The organism is Paramesorhizobium leguminum (assembly GCF_003217235.1).
GTDB classification, from domain to species: domain Bacteria; phylum Pseudomonadota; class Alphaproteobacteria; order Rhizobiales; family Rhizobiaceae; genus Paramesorhizobium; species Paramesorhizobium leguminum.
The window spans coordinates 77,296-96,479 of sequence record NZ_QJTF01000013.1 but is presented as its reverse complement, the minus strand read 5'-3'; the positions used below and the strand labels follow the sequence as shown (position 1 = coordinate 96,479).

17 protein-coding genes are annotated in these 19,184 nt (G+C 61.4%); 11 read left to right on the top strand and 6 right to left on the bottom strand.

All coding sequences use genetic code 11. The annotated features are described in order from the left end of the window. Positions 1-177: 177 nt before the first annotated feature. The 8 genes from C7477_RS12130 to C7477_RS12090 all read left to right on the top strand — a co-directional run bounded on the left by C7477_RS12130 (position 178) and on the right by C7477_RS12090 (position 10,160). Entirely contained in the window at positions 178-2,475 is a 2,298-nt protein-coding gene (locus C7477_RS12130; protein WP_110752440.1) for an NADP-dependent malic enzyme, read from the top strand. Positions 2,476-2,578: 103 nt separating this feature from the next. Then, positions 2,579-2,824: a type II toxin-antitoxin system ParD family antitoxin gene (locus tag C7477_RS12125; RefSeq protein ID WP_110752438.1), complete on the top strand. Its 246-nt coding sequence runs from the start codon at positions 2,579-2,581 to the stop codon at positions 2,822-2,824. Then, a complete protein-coding gene (locus C7477_RS12120; protein WP_110752436.1) occupies positions 2,814-3,113 on the top strand; it encodes a type II toxin-antitoxin system RelE/ParE family toxin in 300 nt (99 codons plus the stop codon). The genes C7477_RS12125 and C7477_RS12120 overlap by 11 nt, the downstream gene beginning before the upstream one ends. A 119-nt stretch (positions 3,114-3,232) precedes the next feature. Further along, a complete protein-coding gene (locus C7477_RS12115; protein ID WP_110752434.1) occupies positions 3,233-6,028 on the top strand; it encodes a [protein-PII] uridylyltransferase in 2,796 nt (931 codons plus the stop codon). Between the two features lie 237 nt (positions 6,029-6,265). Next, positions 6,266-7,864: a murein biosynthesis integral membrane protein MurJ gene (murJ, locus tag C7477_RS12105; RefSeq protein ID WP_110752430.1), complete on the top strand. Its 1,599-nt coding sequence runs from the start codon at positions 6,266-6,268 to the stop codon at positions 7,862-7,864. A gap of 64 nt (positions 7,865-7,928) precedes the next feature. After that, positions 7,929-8,996 carry a tryptophan--tRNA ligase gene (trpS, locus tag C7477_RS12100; protein ID WP_110752428.1) on the top strand — a complete coding sequence of 356 codons (1,068 nt, stop codon included), beginning with the start codon at positions 7,929-7,931 and terminating at the stop codon, positions 8,994-8,996. A 52-nt stretch (positions 8,997-9,048) separates the two neighbouring features. After that, entirely contained in the window at positions 9,049-9,540 is a 492-nt protein-coding gene (locus C7477_RS12095) for a universal stress protein (protein WP_110752426.1), read from the top strand. A gap of 50 nt (positions 9,541-9,590) precedes the next feature. Continuing rightward, entirely contained in the window at positions 9,591-10,160 is a 570-nt protein-coding gene (locus tag C7477_RS12090) for a NifU family protein (protein WP_110752424.1), read from the top strand. 115 nt (positions 10,161-10,275) lie between these two features. Here C7477_RS12090 and C7477_RS12085 read toward each other — a convergent pair whose 3' ends face one another. Continuing rightward, on the bottom strand, positions 10,276-10,890 hold the full coding sequence (locus tag C7477_RS12085; RefSeq protein ID WP_110752422.1) for a L,D-transpeptidase: 615 nt from the start codon (positions 10,888-10,890) through the stop codon (positions 10,276-10,278). Positions 10,891-11,158: 268 nt separating this feature from the next. Here C7477_RS12085 and C7477_RS12080 point away from each other — a divergent pair, with 268 nt between their 5' ends. Continuing rightward, positions 11,159-11,665, top strand: a complete 507-nt coding sequence (locus C7477_RS12080) for an MmcB family DNA repair protein (protein WP_110752420.1) — start codon at positions 11,159-11,161, stop codon at positions 11,663-11,665. A 44-nt stretch (positions 11,666-11,709) separates the two neighbouring features. Here the strand turns inward: C7477_RS12080 and C7477_RS12075 are convergent, their stop codons facing one another. The 3 genes from C7477_RS12075 to hrpB all read right to left on the bottom strand — a co-directional run bounded on the left by C7477_RS12075 (position 11,710) and on the right by hrpB (position 16,343). Then, positions 11,710-12,273, bottom strand: a complete 564-nt coding sequence (locus tag C7477_RS12075; protein WP_110752418.1) for an ActR/PrrA/RegA family redox response regulator transcription factor — start codon at positions 12,271-12,273, stop codon at positions 11,710-11,712. Positions 12,274-12,348: 75 nt separating this feature from the next. Further along, positions 12,349-13,650 carry an ActS/PrrB/RegB family redox-sensitive histidine kinase gene (locus C7477_RS12070; protein WP_110752416.1) on the bottom strand — a complete coding sequence of 434 codons (1,302 nt, stop codon included), beginning with the start codon at positions 13,648-13,650 and terminating at the stop codon, positions 12,349-12,351. Between the two features lie 236 nt (positions 13,651-13,886). Then, positions 13,887-16,343: an ATP-dependent helicase HrpB gene (hrpB, locus tag C7477_RS12060; protein ID WP_110752460.1), complete on the bottom strand. Its 2,457-nt coding sequence runs from the start codon at positions 16,341-16,343 to the stop codon at positions 13,887-13,889. 79 nt (positions 16,344-16,422) lie between these two features. On the opposite strand from hrpB, the gene C7477_RS12055 reads away from it, so the two are divergent. Then, positions 16,423-17,535, top strand: coding sequence for an S-(hydroxymethyl)glutathione dehydrogenase/class III alcohol dehydrogenase (locus C7477_RS12055; protein WP_110752412.1), 1,113 nt, complete (start codon positions 16,423-16,425; stop codon positions 17,533-17,535). Further along, complete coding sequence (locus tag C7477_RS12050) at positions 17,535-17,984, top strand: GNAT family N-acetyltransferase (RefSeq protein ID WP_110752410.1); 450 nt, start codon at positions 17,535-17,537, stop codon at positions 17,982-17,984. The genes C7477_RS12055 and C7477_RS12050 overlap by 1 nt, the downstream gene beginning before the upstream one ends. Before the next feature lie 62 nt (positions 17,985-18,046). Here the strand turns inward: C7477_RS12050 and C7477_RS12045 are convergent, their stop codons facing one another. Beyond that, positions 18,047-18,796 (bottom strand): RES family NAD+ phosphorylase, encoded by a 750-nt coding sequence (locus C7477_RS12045; RefSeq protein ID WP_110752408.1) that lies wholly within the window; start codon positions 18,794-18,796, stop codon positions 18,047-18,049. Next, a complete protein-coding gene (locus C7477_RS12040) occupies positions 18,756-19,163 on the bottom strand; it encodes an antitoxin Xre/MbcA/ParS toxin-binding domain-containing protein (protein ID WP_110752406.1) in 408 nt (135 codons plus the stop codon). Before C7477_RS12040 ends, C7477_RS12045 begins: the two co-directional genes overlap by 41 nt. Positions 19,164-19,184 lie beyond the last annotated feature (21 nt).

The window sequence follows — 19,184 nt, the reverse complement described above, 5'->3', positions numbered from 1 at the left end:
GGACTGCCTCAGTCGTCGTGGCGCTCCCATGGAGAAACTGGCCCATAATGATTCCTTCCATTCCTGAGAAAAGAATGCACCATTAAAGTCTGGGATCAAACACCTAGGGTGCTGTTTACACAGCGCCACGCTAGCGGTATCGCATTTTTCTCCACAGACAAAGCACCGGGAGGGAATATGTCCGTCGATACGCCAAGCCCCACGCCCACCAGCCGGACCGCTCCTTCGGTCACCGAACAGGAAGCGCTCGATTTCCACAGCCAAGGCCGTCCCGGCAAGCTGGAGATCAACCCGACCAAGCCGATGGCGACGCAGCGCGACCTTTCGCTCGCCTATTCGCCCGGCGTGGCCGTTCCGGTTAAAGCCATCGCGGAAAATCCGGCGCTGGCCTATGATTACACCGCCAAGGGCAACATGGTCGCGGTGATCTCCAACGGCACGGCGATCCTTGGTCTAGGCAATCTCGGCGCGCTGGCATCGAAGCCTGTCATGGAAGGCAAGGCGGTGCTGTTCAAGCGTTTCGCCGATGTCGATTCCATCGATCTGGAAGTCGACACCACCGATATCGACGCTTTCGTCAATGCGGTGCGTTATCTCGGTCCCTCCTTCGGCGGCATCAATCTGGAAGATATCAAGGCGCCGGACTGTTTCATCATCGAAAGCCGCCTGCGCGAGCTGATGGACATTCCGGTGTTCCACGACGACCAGCATGGCACGGCGATTATCGCGGTGGCAGGCCTCATCAACGCGCTGCACCTGACCGGGCGCGACATGACGACGACGAAGCTCGTCTGCAACGGCGCGGGCGCGGCGGGCATCGCCTGCATCGAACTCGTCAAGGCGATGGGTTTCGCAGCCGAAAACGTCATCCTCTGTGATACCAAGGGCGTCGTCTACCAGGGCCGCGAAGAGGGCATGAACCAGTGGAAATCCGCCCATGCGGTGAAAACCGAAAAGCGCTCGCTCGCCGAAGCGATGGACGGGGCGGACATCTTTTTTGGCGTTTCCGCCAAGGGGGCGTTGACGGAAGAAATGGTGCGCTCCATGGCGCCGAACCCGGTTATTTTCGCGATGGCCAATCCGGACCCTGAAATCACGCCGGAGGAAGTGGCACGCATCCGTTCCGACGCTATCATGGCGACTGGGCGCTCGGACTATCCGAACCAGGTCAACAACGTTCTGGGCTTTCCTTACATCTTCCGTGGTGCGCTCGACGTGCGCGCCACCACCATTAATGAGGACATGAAGGTCGCCGCCGCCAATGCGCTGGCCGAGCTGGCGCGTGAAGACGTGCCTGACGATGTCGCCGCCGCCTATCAGGGCAACCGCCCGCGCTTCGGGCCGAACTACATCATCCCCGTGCCTTTCGATCCGCGCCTGATTTCCGCCATTCCGGTGGCGGTGGCCAAGGCGGCGATGGAATCGGGCGTCGCCGGCAAACCCATCGCCAATCTGGAGGCCTATGCGCGCGAGCTCTCCGCCCGCCGCGACCCCATCGCCTCGACGCTGCAAGGCATCTATGAGCGGGTACGCCGCCAGCCGAAGCGCATCGTCTTCGCCGAAGGCGAGGAGGAACAGGTCATGCGCGCGGCGGTCTCCTACGCCAACCAGCGCCTCGGCACCGCCATCCTGCTCGGACGCGAGGATCGTATTCGAGAAACGGCTGAGTTAGCCGGCGTCGATCTCGCCAAGGCCGGCATCGAGATCATCAATGCGCGCCTTTCGAGCCGCAACACTGTTTATGCCGATTATCTCTACGAGCGGCTGCAGAGGCAGGGCTATCTCTTCCGCGATTGCCACCGCATCATCAACAACGACCGCAACCATTTTGCCGCCTGCATGGTGGCGCTGGGCGATGCCGATGGCATGGTGACGGGCGTGACGCGCAATTATGCGACGGGTCTGGAAGATGTTCGCCGCGTCATCGATGCCAAGCCAGGCCATAAGGTTATCGGCGTATCGATCGCGCTGTGCCGTGGACGGACGGTTTTCGTCGCCGATACGGCGGTGCATGAAATGCCTGACGCGGAAGAGCTTGCCGATATCGCGGAAGAAGCAGCGGGCATGGCGCGGCGCATGGGCTATGTGCCGCGGGTCGCGTTGCTTGCCTATTCCACCTTCGGCCATATGGGCGGCGAGCGGTCAGAGCGTATCCAGGAGGCGGTCAGAATCCTCGACAAGCGCCGCGTCGATTTCGAGTATGACGGAGAGATGAGCGCCGATGTGGCGCTCAATCCGGCGCTGATGGAGCAATATCCGTTCATCCGCCTGTCCGGCCCGGCCAATGTGCTGGTCATGCCCGCCTTTCACTCCGCCTCGATCTCCACCAAGATGCTGCAGGAACTGGGCAACTCCACCGTCATCGGCCCGCTGCTCGTCGGCCTCGACAAGCCGGTGCAGCTCGTTTCGCTGGGCGCCAAGGATTCGGATATCGTGAATATGGCGGCGATTGCGGCCTATAACGCGACGACGTGAGGACAACGAGACGTTGCGCCTCCCTACGCAAGGGGGCGCACTTTATTTGCGTAGAATGTGATTTATTGGTACTATTTGGTATCGATTTGCAGGAGTTTCGCAAATGGCAAGGAACACATCCATTTCCCTTGGCGATCACTTTACCGGTTTCATCGACAGCCAGGTAAAAACAGGTCGCTACGGTTCAGCCAGTGATGTCGTGCGGGCCGGTCTTCGGCTGCTGGAAGAACACGAGGCAAAGGTGAAGGCTTTGGAAGCGGCTCTGATCGAAGGCGAGGAATCGGGTGAACCGCAGCCGTTCGACAACGAAGCGTTCAAGGCGAGAATGCGAGCCGTCTATGGGAGTTAAGCGGCAGTACCGGCTTTCACCGGCTGCCGACCGCGATCTTGCGGATATATGGCTCTATACCGCCAGCCAATGGTCCGTCGAACAGGCCGAGAGCTATCAGGATAAACTTGCGGCGGCTTTTGAGGGGCTTGCGGCGGGAACGAAAAAGGGACGCCCCGTTGCAGTCGGTCGCAAAGATTACCTGAAATACGCGGTGGGATCACATATCGTTTATTTCCGGGAGACGAAGAGCGAAATCATCATAGTTCGCGTGCTGCATGGCCGGATGGACGCCGAGCGATACCTTTAGAATTTTCCCCCGCGTGCAGGCGCAAGGGGCCGGTAAGGTATTCCGCGACCTCACCTTTTTCATACCCACACCCTTTAAAACGCGCTATAGGGGGCAATCCATCCCATTGGTAAACCCTCATGAGCGCGTCAGACCTGAAGCTTGAACAGATCGCGAGTTACGAAAAGCTGCGCCGGCAGTTGGATACGCTCGCAAAAGAGGCTGACGGTCACGTCCTGCGCGGCCAGGTCCTGCAAACGCTGAAGGCCACGATGGCGAGCGGGCGGGCGAGCGCCGAAGCGATGCTGATGAAGGATGGCGGCGGGCGGCGTTGCGCCATCCGCCTTTGCCATTTGATGGACGTCATCATCGAAACGCTCCATGATTTTGCGGTGACCCACGTCTATCCAGCCACCAATCCGTCCAAGGCCGAGCGCATGGCGATCCTTGCCGTCGGCGGCTATGGGCGCGGCGCGTTGGCTCCTGGCTCCGATATCGACCTGCTGTTTCTGCTGCCTTACAAGCAGACCCCATGGGGCGAGCAGGTGGTCGAATATGTCCTCTATATGCTGTGGGACCTAGGGCTCAAGGTCGGCCACGCCACGCGCAACGTCGATGAAACGGTCCGCTTGTCAAAAGAGGATATGACCATCCGCACGGCGGTTCTGGAAGCGCGGTTTCTCTGCGGCAGCCGCGAACTCTTCGACGAGATGACGCGGCGCTTCGATGAAGAAGTGGTCCAGGGCACAGCCCCTTTGTTCATCCAGGCCAAGCTCGCCGAGCGGGACGCCCGCCACCGTAAGACCGGCGAAACGCGCTATCTGGTCGAGCCGAACGTCAAGGAAAGCAAGGGCGGGCAGCGCGACCTGCACACGCTGTTCTGGATCGCCAAATATTTCTACCGCGTGCGCACCAGCGAGGAACTGGTCAAGGCCGGCGTGCTTTCACGCGCCGAGCACAAGCTGTTCATGAAGGCGGAGGATTTCCTCTGGGCAGTGCGCTGCCACATGCATTTCCTGACCGGCAAGGCGGAGGAGCGGCTCTCCTTCGACATCCAGCGCGAAATCGCCAGCCGGCTCGGCTATACGTCGCATCCCGGTCTTCACGATGTCGAGCGCTTCATGAAGCACTATTTCCTTGTAGCCAAGGATGTCGGCGACCTGACGCGCATCATCTGCGCGGCGCTGGAGGAGGAGCAGGCAAAACATGTGCCGGGCTTCAACCGCATCTTCCTCACCTTCTCACGCCGCAAGCGCAAGCTCGCCGGTACGCAAAGCTTCGTTGCCGATAATCACCGCATCAACATCGCCGATGAGGGCGTGTTCGAGCGCGACCCGGTCGATATCATCAGGCTGTTTCATCTGGCCGATAAGAACGGCCTGGAGTTTCATCCGCAAGCGATGCAGCAGATCACGCGCTCCCTAAAGCTGATCAATGCCGATTTGCGCGAGAACCCGGAAGCCAATCGCCTTTTTCTCGAAATCCTGACATCGCCGCGCAATCCGGAGCTCATCCTGCGGCGGATGAACGAATCCGGCGTGCTTGGACGTTTCATTCCCGATTTCGGCAAGATCGTCGCGATGATGCAGTTCAACATGTACCACCATTATACGGTGGACGAGCACCTGTTGCGCTGCATCGCGGTTCTCTCCGAAATCGAGCATGGGGAGTTGGGGCACGAGCATCCGCTCTCCAACACGCTGATGCCGGCGCTAAAGAAAGATCGCAACCTCCTCTACATCGCGCTGCTTCTGCATGACATTGCCAAGGGGCGCCCGGAAGATCATTCTGATGCAGGCGCCCGCATCGCGCGCCGGCTCTGCCCGCGCCTTGGCCTCACCCTCGCCGAAACCGAGACGGTCGCCTGGCTGGTGCAGGAGCACCTGACCATGAGCATGGTCGCGCAGTCGCGCGATTTGAATGACCGCAAGACCATCGAGGATTTCGCAGCCAGAGTGCAGACGCTGGAGCGGCTGAAGTTGCTTCTGATCCTCACGGTCTGCGACATCAAGGCGGTCGGCCCCGGTGTCTGGAACGGCTGGAAGGGCCAGCTCCTGCGCACGCTCTTTTATGAGACCGAGTTGTTGCTCACCGGCGGTTTCTCGGAAGTCTCGCGCCAGAACCGCTTCGACCACGCGCGGACGCAGCTTGCCGCGGCCCTTGATACCTGGCCGGAGGAGGAGCGGGAAAGCTATCTCAGCCGGCACTATCAGAACTATTTTCTCACCGTCAGCCTGGAGGATCAGGCGCGGCATGCCAAGTTCATCCGCGAGACGGATGCGGCGGGGAAGGCTCTCGCTACGATGGTCGAGCCGCGCGCCTTTGAGGCCGTAACCGAGATCACAGTGCTGGCGCCCGACCACCCGCGCCTGCTCTCGGTGATCGCTGGTGCATGCGCCGGCGCCGGCGCCAATATCGTGGATGCGCAGATCTTTACGACGAGCGACGGGCGCGCGCTCGACACTATCCTCATCAACCGCGAATTCGAGACGGACGATGATGAGAAGCGGCGGGCGCAGCGCGTCGGCAAGCTGATCGAGGATGTGCTCTCGGGCCGCTCGCATCTCCCCGACATGCTCGCTAGGCGGGTGAAGCCGAAGCGCGCCGCGAAGGCCTTCCGCGTCGAGCCACGGGTGGAAATCAACAACACGCTGTCGAACAAATTCACTGTCATCGAGGTGGAAGGGCTGGACCGCCCGGGCCTTTTATCGGAGCTTACCGGCGTGATTTCCGGTCTCTCGCTCGACATCGCCTCGGCGCATATCACAACCTTCGGCGAGAAGGTGATCGATGCCTTTTACGTCACGGACCTTGTAGGGCACAAAGTTTCCAGCGCCTCACGGCAGGGCAATATCAAGCGCAAGCTCCTGGCGCTATTCGGCAAGGAAGAGGCCCCTGCACGCGCTGGCAGCCGCGCGCACCAGGCAGCGGAATAATGCGGTTTTTATTTTGATGGAATTGCTTTCGTTCTTCACCCCCCTCTGCCCTGCCGGGCATCTCCCCCTCAAGGGGGGAGATTGGCCGTCATCAATGACGGTCCATTATTCTGCTACGTTCGAGATTGGCGAAAGCGGAACTCCCAGCCAATCTCCCCCCTTGAGGGGGAGATGCCCGGCAGGGCAGAGGGGGGTGTTTGACAAGGATAATACCTGCAAAATGAAAGGCTCCAACCCATGAGCCTCGTTAAAAAATTCGCCACCGTCGCGTCGGGCACGCTTGCGAGCCGTATCTTCGGCTTCACCCGCGAAATGCTGATGGCGGCGGCGCTTGGCACTGGGCCGGTGGCCGATGCGTTCAATGCGGCGTTCCGCTTTCCCAACACGTTCCGCCGGCTTTTTGCCGAAGGCGCGTTCAACTCCGCCTTCGTGCCGCTTTTCGCCAAGGAAATCGAGAAGAACGGACTCGATGGTGCCAGGCGTTTCTCGGAGGAAGTGTTCGGCGTCCTTTTCACGGTTCTGCTCTGCCTCACCATCGTCATGGAACTGTCGATGCCGTTTCTGGTGCGCTACGTGATTGCGCCGGGCTTCATCGATGATCCGCAAAAATTCCGAAACACGATCACGCTTGCAGCCATCATGTTCCCCTATCTCGCCTGCATGTCGCTTGGGGCGATGATGAGCGGGATGCTGAACTCGCTGCACCGCTATTTCGCGGCGGCAATCGCGCCGGTCTTCCTCAATTTCATCCTGATCGGCGTGCTCGGCTGGGCCTGGTATAATGGCCATGACGCGATGTCAGTGGGCTACGGCCTCTCCTGGGGCGTGATGGCGGCGGGCTTTGTGCAGCTCGCCATCGTCTCGACAGCGGTGCGCAAGGCGGGCATAAAGATCGGCTTTCGTCGTCCGCGCTTCACGCCCAATGTCAAACGCCTGCTCATCCTGGCGCTTCCGGCGGCGGTGACCGGCGGCATCACCCAGATCAATCTTCTGATCAACACCAATATTGCTTCAAGCAGGGAGGGCGCGGTTTCCTCGCTCGTCTATGCCGACCGCATCTATCAGCTGCCGCTGGGCGTGGTGGGCATCGCGGTGGCGACGGTGCTTCTGCCGGAACTTGCTCGCGCGCTTCGCTCCGGCAATTTGAAGGAAGCGGCGAATCTGCAGAACCGCTCGGTCGAGTTCACGCTGTTCCTGACACTGCCAGCCGCCGCCGCTCTCCTCGTCATGTCGGAGCCGATCGTGCGGCTCCTCTACGAGCGCGGCGAGTTTTCCCCCGATGCCACACGCGTCGTCGCCGGTATTTTGGCGATATACGGCCTTGGCCTGCCCGCCTTCGTGCTGATCAAGGCGTTCATTCCCGGCTTCTTCGCCCGCGAGGATACCCGCACGCCGATGATATTCGCCGCCATTTCGGTCATAGTGAACGTCACGCTCGCCCTGACGCTCTTTCCGCGGTACGGGGCAGCCGGCATAGCGGTGGCGGAAATCGTCGCCGGCTGGATCAATGTCGTCCTCCTGTTCTCGACACTCGCCTGGCGCGGGCATTGGGGGAAGGACATTCCTCTTTTGACCCGCATCCCGCGCCTCGTCCTTGCGGCGGCGGTCATGGCGGGGGGGCTTTATTACGCGATGCAGTGGCAGGGCCATCTGCTTGCCACCGGCGTTCCCTTCCTTGTTCAAGCCGCGACGGTGGGCCTGCTCGTGGCGGCGGGCGGGATCGTCTATTTCGCGCTTGCCTTCGGTCTGGGCGGCGCCAACGCCGGCATGATCAGGCGCAGTTTGAAGCGCAAGGCGGCGGTTGGCGTTAAAAAGCAAGGCAGCGATTCCGCTTGATCGCTGGGCACCGCTCTGCCAAAAGCGCGCAATCATGCTCCACCGGCTTCAAAAGGAAGCACCCATGGATAGTTTCAAACCGCTCGTCTTCTCCGGCATCCAGCCGACGGGAAATCTGCATCTGGGCAATTATCTGGGGGCGATCAAGCGCTGGCTGGACCTGCAGGACAGCCATGAGTGCCTCTATTGCATCGTCGATATGCATGCATTGACGGTCAATCCCGATCCGGTCGAGCTGATGCAGTTTACCCGTGAAGTCACGGCGGCGTTTCTCGCTTCCGGCATCGATCCGAAGAAGAGCATCGTCTTCAACCAGAGCCGCGTACGCCAGCATGCAGAACTCGCCTGGGTGTTCAACTGCGTGGCCCGCATGGGCTGGCTCAACCGCATGACGCAGTTCAAGGACAAGGCCGGCAAGGACCGCGAGAACGCCTCCGCCGGGCTGTTCGTCTATCCCAACCTGATGGCCGCCGATATCCTGCTCTACCGCGCGACGCATGTGCCTGTCGGAGACGATCAGAAGCAGCATCTGGAACTGACGCGCGACGTCGCGCAGAAATTCAACAATGACTATTCCGACCGCATCGCCTCGCTCGGCATCGGCGTCGATATGCAGGTGGGCGACGAGCAGGTTTCCGGCTTCTTCCCGCTGACCGAGCCGATGATTTCGGGGCCGGCCATGCGCATCATGTCGCTGCGCGACGGCACGAAGAAGATGTCGAAATCCGACCCGTCCGATCTTTCGCGCATCAACCTGGTCGATGACGCGGATACCATCGCCAAAAAGATACGCAAGGCGAAGACCGATCCGGAAGCGTTGCCGTCCGATGTGGAAGGGCTCGCGGGCCGACCGGAGGCGGACAATCTCGTCGGCATTTATGCCGCCCTTTCCGGCACGGACAAAGAGACGGTCATCCGCGATTTCGGCGGCAGGCAGTTTTCCGATTTCAAGCCGGCCTTGGCCGATCTCGCCGTGGCGAGGCTTTCGCCGATCACCGAGGAAATGCGCCGCATTTCAGGCGATCAGGCCTATGTCGACTCGGTCTTGAAGGATGGTGGCGAGCGCGCAAGCGTTCTTGCCGAGGAAACCATGCGCCATGTCCGCGATATTATTGGGTTCCTGCAGGATTGATATCAGCCAAGCCCACCTTGCACGTTTCGTTTCACGATGACACATTGACGCCATGGTTTCAAAACGCTTAAGCCGGGAAGCCGGACATCGCCGCAAGTTCCTTGCCGTCATCGACGAAACGCCGGAGTGCGACCGCGCGGTCGCCTATGCCGCGCGCCGCGCTCGAAATACCGGCGGCTCGCTGGTTCTGCTGTTCGTGATTGATTCGGCCGATTTCCAGCATTTTCTGGGCGTAGGCGACATCATGCGCGCGGAAGCGGAAGAACGCGCCCAGGCCGCGCTGGATAAATTCGCAGCCAAGCTGCGCGAGGAACAGGGGCTGGAGCCTGAGCTTGTGCTCCGCGAGGGGCAGACATCCGAGGAGATCCTCAAGCTTATCGAGGAAGACCAGGACATCGCCATCCTGGTGCTCGCCGCTGGCGCTGGCAGCGAAGGGCCGGGGCCGCTGGTGCAGTCGATCGCCGGGCGCGGCGCAATTTTCCCCATTCCGGTCACTGTGGTGCCGCACAGTCTCACCGATGAAGACATTGATGCGGTGGCGTGACGCGCCTATATAGAGCGAACCTATTCATGCTCTAGCGCAGGAGAACGCTTGTGTTCATCCAGACCGAAACAACGCCCAATCCGGCGACACTGAAATTCCTGCCCGGAAAAGTAGTCATGCCGGAAGGCACGGCTGATTTCCGCGATGCGGGCGCGGCGAGCAACACGTCGCCTCTCGCCGCCAAGCTCTTTGCCATCCCGGGCGTGACGGGCGTATTCTTCGGCTATGATTTCATCACCATCACAAAGAACGACGGCCCGGACTGGCAGCATCTGAAGCCCGCCATTCTTGGCACGATCATGGAACATCTCATGGCCGGCACACCGGTGATGGCCGCTGAGACCGCCGCCGAGCCCGAGCATGGCGAGGGCGAGTTCTTTGACGAGGCCGACGGCGAGATCGTCGATATGATCAAGGAACTGCTGGAAACGCGTGTCCGTCCCGCCGTGGCGCAGGACGGCGGCGACATCACCTTCCGCGGTTTCGAGAAGGGAACGGTCTATCTGCACATGAAGGGCGCCTGCTCTGGATGCCCATCCTCGACGGCGACGCTGAAGCACGGCATCCAGAACCTGCTCCGCCATTTCGTGCCGGAAGTGCAACAGGTCGAGTCGATCTGAGATTAAGGGAATAGGGCAGTAGGGCAATATGTTTGGCGGTTGCCATTGACCGCTCGCTTGCGCGGTATCTTTCCCTACTGCCCTACTGCCCTACTGCCCTACTGCCCTACTGCCCTCACTTCACAATCACCTTCGCGCCGACATCCACGCGGTTATAAAGATCGATGATATCCTGATTGAGCAAGCGGATGCAGCCGGATGACATTGCCTTGCCGATCGACCACCATTCGGGCGTGCCGTGCAGGCGATAGCCGGTATCGTTGCCGCCCTTGTAGAGATAAAGCGCGCGCGGGCCGAGCGGGTTCTGTAGTCCCGGCTGCATGCCGCCACGGAATTCCGCCAGCTCAGGCCGGCGCTTGATCATCGGCGCGGGCGGTGTCCATATGGGCCATTCGCGCTTCATCGCGACGCGCGCCGTACCCGACCAGTCAAAGCCCTCCTTGCCGACGCCGATGCCGTAGCGCATCGCCTTGCCGCCGGGCATGACGTAATAAAGAAACTTGTTCGCGGTATCGACGATCACCGTCCCCGGCGTTTCGCTGGTGTGGTAATCGACGATCTGGCGCTTATATTGGGGAGGGATCTTGGCTTGAGGTATCGCGGGAAGCGTATATCCTGCATCCGTGACCGAGGCGTATGCTATTTGATGTTCGCGTTCGCTTGTTGAACAGCCTGCGAGGGCGGCTGCGGCAATCATTGTGAAAGCCACCGGCAACTGCTTGATATTCATGTATTTTCCCTCGTGAAATAGTATGTAGCCCTAGCGAATCACCCACTTAAGTATATGAACGTAATCGCCGCTTTCTTAACTGACGGTTAACCATAATGCGAGTTTTGTCTGGAGAGGCGTCTTCCAAAACAGCTGGTGTGGCACGAAAAAGTCACATTTGTTTTTTGTCTCGTGATCTTATCCGCAAAGTCTGCAACTTTTTGCCGGCGGTGCCCTTCGGTTTGGGGTCATGCTCCGATGTCTCTCGCCTTTGCAAAAATGCTCGATCATGCCGATTATAGTCCCCAATCAGACGCATCCGCTTGCCGACGGGCGCCAGTCGGAAAACGCCATGCTGGTGCGGCGTGGCGTGCAGCGCCTGTTTCTGGAAATGGGGCTTGCCGTTCTGCCGGAACTGCCACTCGCCTCCGGGCGGCGCGCCGATCTGGCCGCGCTGACCAAGAGCGGCGATATCTGGATCGTCGAGATCAAATCATCGATCGAGGACTGGAAAGCGGACCGCAAATGGCCGGAATATCGCCTCCATTGCGATCGGCTGTTCTTCGCTAGCCACCCAGGCGTGCCCCACGAAATCTTCCCTGCGGAATGCGGCCTCATTCTCTCCGATGGCTATGGTGCGGAAATCCTGCGCGACGCACCGGAACACCGGCTGGCGGCGGCGACCCGCAAGGCAATGACGCTACGCTTCGCCCGCATAGGCGCGGCACGGTTGACGGTAGCGGAGTTGGCGGGGATAGAGGTAGTGAGCGGTGAGACAGTAAGCAGTGAGCAGTAGATTTTTTTCTGCTCACTGCTCACTGCTCACTGCCTCACCATTCACTACCTCGGCGCTCTCTTCGCCAATATCCGCTGCAACGTCCGGCGATGCATATTGAGGCGGCGGGCGGTTTCGGAAACGTTGCGCTCACACATTTCATAAACCCGCTGGATATGTTCCCACCGCACCCGGTCGGCCGACATCGGGTTTTCCGGCGGCACGACTTTTTCGCCTGAGCGCCGGGTGAGCGCGGCAAAGACCTCATCGGCATCGGCGGGCTTGGAAAGATAATCGATGGCGCCAAGCTTCACCGCGTTGACCGCAGTGGCGATGTTGCCATAGCCGGTCAGAACGATGGCGCGGGTATCTGGCCTGCGGCTGCGGATCGCCTCGATGACATCGAGTCCGTTACCATCGCCAAGACGCATGTCGACCACCGCATAGGCGGGCGCCGCGTGCCTGACCGCCGCAATGCCTTCCTCGACGGATTCGGCCGTCGTCACACAGAAGCCACGGCTCTCCATGGCGCGGGCGAGGCGCTGCAGGAAGGGCTTGTCATCGTCGACCAGAAGAAGGGAAGGGTCCCCGCCAATCGCGGCGGCGCTGTCCTGATCTGCATCTTCCATCAGGGTATTTTCCTACTTTTTTATCTGGCTTCTTATTGATGGCCATATGTCGAAAAGTCAAATCGCGCTGGAAGATCAGGCGAAATTTCCCTCCAAAGCTGTTCGCGGCCAAACCACCCGTATTTCCGCGCCCTGTCCGGGATCGCTGCGATTACGGAAAGTGATATGCGCGCCGGAACGCTCAAGGAGCGTCTTGGCAATGAAAAGCCCAAGTCCAAGGCCCCCGCCGCTATTGGCCCCCGCCTCGCGGCTTGTCATATAAGGCTCGCCGATACGGTCGAGAATATCAGGTGTAAAACCTTGGCCATCGTCGAGAATGGTGATTTCCACCGTGCTCTCGGTCCATCTCCAGGCGACGCTCGCATTTGTGCGTGCGAAATCGACGGCGTTCTCGATGAGATTGCCCAGACCGTAGATCACGCCGGGATTGCGCCGCGCGATAGGCTCCGCTCCCTCTCCGCCTGTCCGGCTGACATCGATGGCGATGCCAAAATTACGGTGCGGCGCGATCACCTCCTCGATGAGCGAGGACAGCGGCAGGCGCGACATATGCTCCTCGCCTTCGGATGAAAGGCTGGTCAGTCGCTGCAATATCTCGCGGCAGCGCTGCGTCTGCGAGCGCAGAAGCTCCAGATCATCAGCCACGCGGTCGTCGGACCCAAGGGCGCGCTGCATCTCCTTCACCACGAGAGCGATGGTGGCGAGCGGCGTACCCAACTCATGCGCGGCGGCGGCGGCAAGCCCGTCAAGCGCGGAGAGGTGTTGTTCGCGCTGCAGCACCAACTCCGTGGCGGCGAGCGCATCGGCCAATTGCCGGGCTTCCTCCGCCACGCGGTAGGCATAGACCCCTGTGAAGACGAGCGCCGAAACAATGGCGCACCACACCCCGGCGACGAGCAGGATGGGCAGTGTCATCTCGACGCCGGGATACCAGGGCAGGGGGCGATGATAGATGGCGAGCAGCGTGGTGCAGGCGACGACGAGAGCGCCAAGGATCATCGTGCTGCGGGCGGGAAGCGAGGTGGCCGAGATGACCACCGGCACGATCAAAAGCACAGCGAAGGGATTCTGCAACCCGCCGGTCAGGTAGATGAGCCCCGCAAGCTGGAAGAGATCGAAGGCGAGAACGGCGAAGGCGGCTTCCGGCGAGAGGCGATGGTTGACGGGATAGCGGAAGGAAAGGAGAAGATTGAGCCACGCCGAGGCAGCGATCAGCCCCAGGCAGATGCCGACCGGGAACGGGAATTCCAGATAGAGCATCACGGTGAGGATGGCCGCGGTCTGCCCCGCAATCGCCAGCCACCGCAGCCGCACCAGCGTGGTGAGCCGGAGCCGGCGCGAGAGATAGGAGGCGCGGTTGCTGAATTCGGGGGTCATTTGTGATCCTATCTATTTCTCAAGCTACCGCAAGCGCGCTTCATCTCACCCCCCTCTGCCTTGCCAGGCATCTCCCCCTCAAGGGGGGAGATTACGCCTTCATGAACGCGCGGCACCAATCGCAAATGTTGCAGAATGAAGGCGGAGCGTCGTGTCAGCCAATCTCCCCCCTTGAGGGGGAGATGCCCGGCAGGGCAGAGGGGGGTACTGCCCCACCAACCGTTCCATTTCAATATCTATTGCCCGCGCGGCTTCGCGCGCCTTGTGGGATCAGCCGTAGCCGGATCTTCCGGCCAGACATGCCTTGGATATCGCCCGCGCATATCGGCGCGCACATCGGCCCAGGAGCCTTTCCAAAAGCCCGGCAAATCGCGGGTGATCTGGATCGGGCGATGGGCGGGAGACAGCAGCTCCAGCAGCAGCGGCACCTTGCCGTCGGCAATCGCCGGATGGACGGCGAGGCCGAACAGTTCCTGCACCCGCACCGCGATGACAGGCTCTTCCGCATCGTAGCGGATCGGGATATGCGAGCCGGTAGGCACTTCGAAATGGGTAGGCGCGAGCTTGTCTACATTGCGTTGCAAATCGAAGGGCACGAGGCTCATCAGCCCGTTCTTGAGCGCATGGCCGGGAATGCGGTTAAGCTGCGCCTCGCCGGTGAGGAACGGCAACAGCCAGTCTTCCAGCTTTTCCAGAAGGTATCCATCCTCCATCGACGGCCATGGCTCGCCCAAACCCTTGTGCAGCCAGCCGAGTCTGCGGCGCAAGGTTTCCGCCTCTTTGCTCCATGGCAGGATGGAAAGCCCATGCTGGCGCACGGCGGCGATCACGCCTTCGTCGGCAGCAGCCCCCGACGGCGCCGCGAGCGGCTTTTCGGACAGGGCAATCGCACCGATGCGAACCGCTTCCCGCGCCCGCAGCGCATTCTTTTCCGGGTCATAAATGACCTGCTTTCCGCTCTCGATCTTGTTGCCAAGCGCCATGCGGATTTCCGTCTCGGAAATTTCCGCCGCCGAAAGAATCCGGGCTCGGCCCGCCTTGCCGCTCATGTCGGCTACGACGAGCCATGGCGCGCGGCTAAGGCTCAATCCCGCGTCGACTTCGCCGCCGCGCCCGTTGGCGAGCAGAAATTGCCCCACCTGTCCGCGCGCTTTGGCTATGCGGTCGGGATAGGCGTCGAGCAACATGCGGCCGATGCTGGAACCGGCGGGTTGCCCCTTGTTCGGCACTGAAGCCGCCAGACGCTTCGCCAGTCCCTTCGCCCGTTGGGCGCGGTCAGAACGGTCGTTGCGAATTCGTGAGGCGCGGGTTTCGAGATCGGCGTCGTTGCCGCCAAGTCCGCGCTCGGTCAAAAGCATGGCGAGTTCCGCTGCGGCCTGTGCCTCGCCGCGCTTAGCCGCCTCAGCGACCATATGCGCCAGCCGGACGGGCAGTGCCAGCGCGCGCATCGCTTGCGCCTCGGGCGTCAGGCGTCCTGCTTCATCCAGCGCCCCCAGCCGTGTCAGCAAGGACCGCGCTTCCGCCAGCGCCGGTTTCGGCGGCGGATCGAGAAAGGCGAGCGTCGCCGGATCAGTCACGCCCCATGCGGCGCAATTGAGCACGAGGCCTGAAAGGTCCGCCTCCAGAATTTCCGGCGGCGAGAAAGGCGGTAGCGAAGCCGTCTGGCCGGAATGCCACAGACGGATGGCAATGCCCGGTTCCGTTCGCCCGGCGCGGCCCGCGCGCTGATCGGCGGCGGCGCGCGAGGCGCGTACGGTTTCAAGCCGGGTAAGCCCGGTGGCCGGTTCGTATTTCGGCAAACGCGCAAGGCCGCTATCGATCACCACGCGCACGCCATCGATGGTGAGAGACGTCTCGGCAATCGAGGTGGCCAGCACGATCTTGCGCTTGCCAGTGGGCGCAGGCTTGATGGCGATATCCTGATCCCGCCCTTCCATCGCTCCATAGAGGGGAGCGAGAATGACGTTAGCGGGCAACTGGCTTTCCAGCTGCTGCGCCGTGCGTTCTATCTCGCCTTGGCCGGGCAGGAAGGCGAGAATGCTCCCCGTCTCTTGGGTCAAAGCCTCGCGGATAGCCCGCGCCATCGCATCCTCGATGCGCTCGTCCGGTTTGCGTTCGCGGTAGCGTATGTCTATCGGATAGGCGCGGCCTTCGCTTGTCATCACCGGCGCATCGCCAAGCAGAGAAGCTACGCGCGCGCCGTCAAGCGTCGCCGACATGACGAGGATTTTGAGATCGTCGCGCAAGCCCGCCTGCACGTCGAGCGCCAGCGCGAGGCCGAAATCCGCATCGAGGCTGCGCTCATGAAACTCATCGAACAGAACCGCCGCGACGCCTTTCAGATCCGGATCGTCGAGAATCATACGCGCGAACACGCCCTCGGTGACGACAAGGATTTTCGTTTTCGCCGAAACCTTGCTTTCAAGCCGCATCCGGTAGCCGACCGTCGCGCCCGGCTCCTCGCCCATCAGTTCGGCCATGCGGCGCGCGGCGGCGCGAGCGGCAAGCCGGCGCGGCTCCAGCAGCACGATCATGCCGTCGCCGCGCCAATCCGCTTGAAGCAGATGGATCGGCACCAGCGTCGTCTTGCCCGCGCCCGGCGGCGCGACGAGCACTGCGCGCGCATGATCCGCCAGTGCTTGATCCAGCGCGGGAAGCACTTCGGTCACGGGCAGTTGCGGCAGCGGGATCACTTTTGAATTTGACATTTGGGCACGAGCCTAGCCACAACCGGAACTCAAATGTCAAATCAGCCCATAGGGAGAAACCGCCATGAAATCTCGCGCCGCCGTGGCTTGGGAAGCCAACAAGCCGCTTACCATCGAGACTGTCGAGATCGGCGGCCCGAAGGCAGGCGAAGTGCTGGTCGAGATCATGGCGACCGGCGTCTGCCACACCGATGCCTACACGCTTTCCGGCCTCGATTCGGAGGGCAAGTTCCCGGCGATCCTCGGCCATGAAGGCGCGGGCATCGTGCGCGAGGTGGGCGCGGGCGTCACCTCGGTCAGGGTGGGCGATCACGTCATCCCGCTCTACACGCCCGAATGCCGCCAGTGCAAAACCTGCCTGTCGCAGCGCTCGAATCTCTGCACCTCCATCCGCGCCACGCAGGGGCAGGGGCTTATGCCGGACAAGACCTCGCGCTTTTCCTGCGATGGCGGCGAGGTCTTCCATTACATGGGCTGCTCGACCTTCTCCAATTTCACCGTCCTGCCGGAGATCGCGGTCGCCAAGGTGCGCGAGGACGCCCCCTTCGACAAGATCTGCTATATCGGCTGCGGCGTCACCACCGGCATCGGCGCGGTGGTCTACACGGGCAAGGTCTGGCCCGGCGCGAATGTCGTCGTCTTCGGCCTTGGCGGCATCGGTCTCAACGTGATCCAGGGCGCGCGCATGGTGGGTGCGGACAAGATCATCGGCGTCGATTTGAATCCATCCAAGGTGGAAATGGCGAAGAAATTCGGCATGACCCATTTCGTCAACCCTGACGAGGTTGGTCGCGACAAGGTGGTTGAAGCGATCGTCGATCTGACCGGCGGCGGCGCGGATTTCTCCTTCGAGTGCATCGGCAATGTCCACACCATGCGCCAGGCGCTGGAATGCTGCCATCGCGGCTGGGGCGAATCGATCATCATCGGCGTCGCTCCCTCGGGCACGGAGATTTCGACGCGGCCCTTCCAGCTCGTCACCGGGCGCGTCTGGAAAGGCTCCGCCTTCGGCGGCGCGCGCGGACGCACCGACGTGCCGAAAATTGTCGACTGGTATATGGACGGCAAGATCGACATCGATTCGCTCATCACCCACACCATGCCGCTCGAAGAGATCAACACCGCCTTTGATCTTATGCATGAGGGGAAGTCGATCCGCTCGGTCGTGGTCTACTGATGAGCGACGCGCAGCTGCAATTCGTCTGGAGCGGGCTCGACGGACTCGCTCCCCGCAATCTCTACGCCATGCTGAAATTGCGCGTCGATACATTCATCGTCGAGCAGAACTGCCCTTATCCGGAACTCGACGGCAAGGATCTGGACGCAGCTCATCTGCGGGTGCTGGATAATGGCGACCTCGCCGCCTATCTGCGCGTGCTTCCACCTGTGGGCGACGGTTCTGCCCGGATCGGCCGCGTCATCGTCGCGCCAAGCCATCGTGGCCGGAAGCTTGGCGAAAAGATCATGCGCGAGGCGATTGCCAAATGCCGGGAACGCTTCCCGGGCCGCGCCATCGACTTGAGCGCGCAGAGCCATCTCAGGGCATTCTACGGCTCATTCGGTTTTGTGCCCGTCTCGGATGAATATGCCGAAGATGGCATCCCGCATGTCGATATGCGGCTTTAGAGCATGATCCCGAAAAGTTGTAGACTTTTCGGACAAGATCATGCGGCTAAAGGAATGCTCTTTCAACGCACCATACGCGGGTCGCCGGCAAACAGCGCCATCGGGAAACCCAGCCGCAATTCCGGCATGTCGCAGAGCGCGCTGACGCCATAATCGGAAAATACCATGCGCCAGGTGGCGAAGCGCGCGGGGCGCGGGTTTGAAAAGGCGCGGCAGGAGAGGATTGCAAGGTTCGCCCCGCCTTGCGGATCGCGCACCGAGCGGTAGCGGATGAGCCCGATTTCTGCATCCCGCGCTGCGTTGCAAAGAGCAAGGCAGGCGGAATATTCGGTCAGGTGCATCCAATGCGCCTCGTGCTTCACGAAAGGCTCGGCGGTCAGATCGATGGCCGCATTGCTCGCGAATTTCACCTGAAATGCCGTGAATTCCAGCGCATTGCGCGGCCACGGCGTTTGCGGGCTCTCGGCAAAGAACAGCAGCCGGTAGAAGGCGGTCTCGGCGACGGCGGTTTCCATCGCCTCGCTGCAGTAGAAGACACCGGGCGAATAGCCCGAGCGGCGGAAACGCGAATCGCCGGGATAACGACCGTAGCGAAATGGCGTGGCCAGAAGATAATCGAGGCCACGGCATTCCGGTGGCAGCGGCGGCTTGGTGGCGTCAAGCGCTTCTTCAAGCCGCGCCTGCTCGTCCAGCGTATCGACCAGCTTCATCGTGGAAACGCGATGCTGCGCCTCGACCAGCCGCCAGGCGGTTCCTTGGCGCGGACGCGCCTCAGACCGGAGCGCGCCGGGCGTCCAGATAGGCGAGGACATGGGTGAGGCCATCAATCGTTTTGATCCGTTCCAGCGGCTTGCCACCGAGCGCCGTGTTGTCCGCGCGCAGCCATTCTTGCGCGGCTATGTCATCACCGCCCATGATGGCATCGAGCGAACGATAGACGCGAATGAAGAGCAGCGCCAGTTCATAGGGCTTGCCCGTCAGCGTAGTGTCGCTGCCGTGCCTCAGCCTTGAAAGCGAGGCTTCTGAAAACCCAATGATAGCGGCCAGTTCCTTGCCGCTGATAGCGAGAAGATCAGCCGCTCGGATTAACGCCTTCGCAACGACCGATGCCCGCTCTGACGGACCCGGTTCAGGCCGTGCCCGGCCAAACGGCGCTTGTGTCTCGGAGAATCCCTGCATTGCCCTCTCTCCATTTCCTAT

Coding starts and splice junctions, on each gene's coding strand:
- C7477_RS12130 (WP_110752440.1), top strand. CDS start 178: ATGTCCGTCGATACGCCAAGCCCCACGCCCACCAGCCGGACCGCTCCT.
- C7477_RS12125 (WP_110752438.1), top strand. CDS start 2,579: ATGGCAAGGAACACATCCATTTCCCTTGGCGATCACTTTACCGGTTTC.
- C7477_RS12120 (WP_110752436.1), top strand. CDS start 2,814: ATGGGAGTTAAGCGGCAGTACCGGCTTTCACCGGCTGCCGACCGCGAT.
- C7477_RS12115 (WP_110752434.1), top strand. CDS start 3,233: ATGAGCGCGTCAGACCTGAAGCTTGAACAGATCGCGAGTTACGAAAAG.
- murJ (WP_110752430.1), top strand. CDS start 6,266: ATGAGCCTCGTTAAAAAATTCGCCACCGTCGCGTCGGGCACGCTTGCG.
- trpS (WP_110752428.1), top strand. CDS start 7,929: ATGGATAGTTTCAAACCGCTCGTCTTCTCCGGCATCCAGCCGACGGGA.
- C7477_RS12095 (WP_110752426.1), top strand. CDS start 9,049: ATGGTTTCAAAACGCTTAAGCCGGGAAGCCGGACATCGCCGCAAGTTC.
- C7477_RS12085 (WP_110752422.1), bottom strand. CDS start 10,890: ATGAATATCAAGCAGTTGCCGGTGGCTTTCACAATGATTGCCGCAGCC.
- C7477_RS12080 (WP_110752420.1), top strand. CDS start 11,159: ATGCCGATTATAGTCCCCAATCAGACGCATCCGCTTGCCGACGGGCGC.
- C7477_RS12075 (WP_110752418.1), bottom strand. CDS start 12,273: ATGGAAGATGCAGATCAGGACAGCGCCGCCGCGATTGGCGGGGACCCT.
- C7477_RS12070 (WP_110752416.1), bottom strand. CDS start 13,650: ATGACCCCCGAATTCAGCAACCGCGCCTCCTATCTCTCGCGCCGGCTC.
- C7477_RS12055 (WP_110752412.1), top strand. CDS start 16,423: ATGAAATCTCGCGCCGCCGTGGCTTGGGAAGCCAACAAGCCGCTTACC.
- C7477_RS12050 (WP_110752410.1), top strand. CDS start 17,535: ATGAGCGACGCGCAGCTGCAATTCGTCTGGAGCGGGCTCGACGGACTC.
- C7477_RS12045 (WP_110752408.1), bottom strand. CDS start 18,796: ATGTCCTCGCCTATCTGGACGCCCGGCGCGCTCCGGTCTGAGGCGCGT.
- C7477_RS12040 (WP_110752406.1), bottom strand. CDS start 19,163: ATGCAGGGATTCTCCGAGACACAAGCGCCGTTTGGCCGGGCACGGCCT.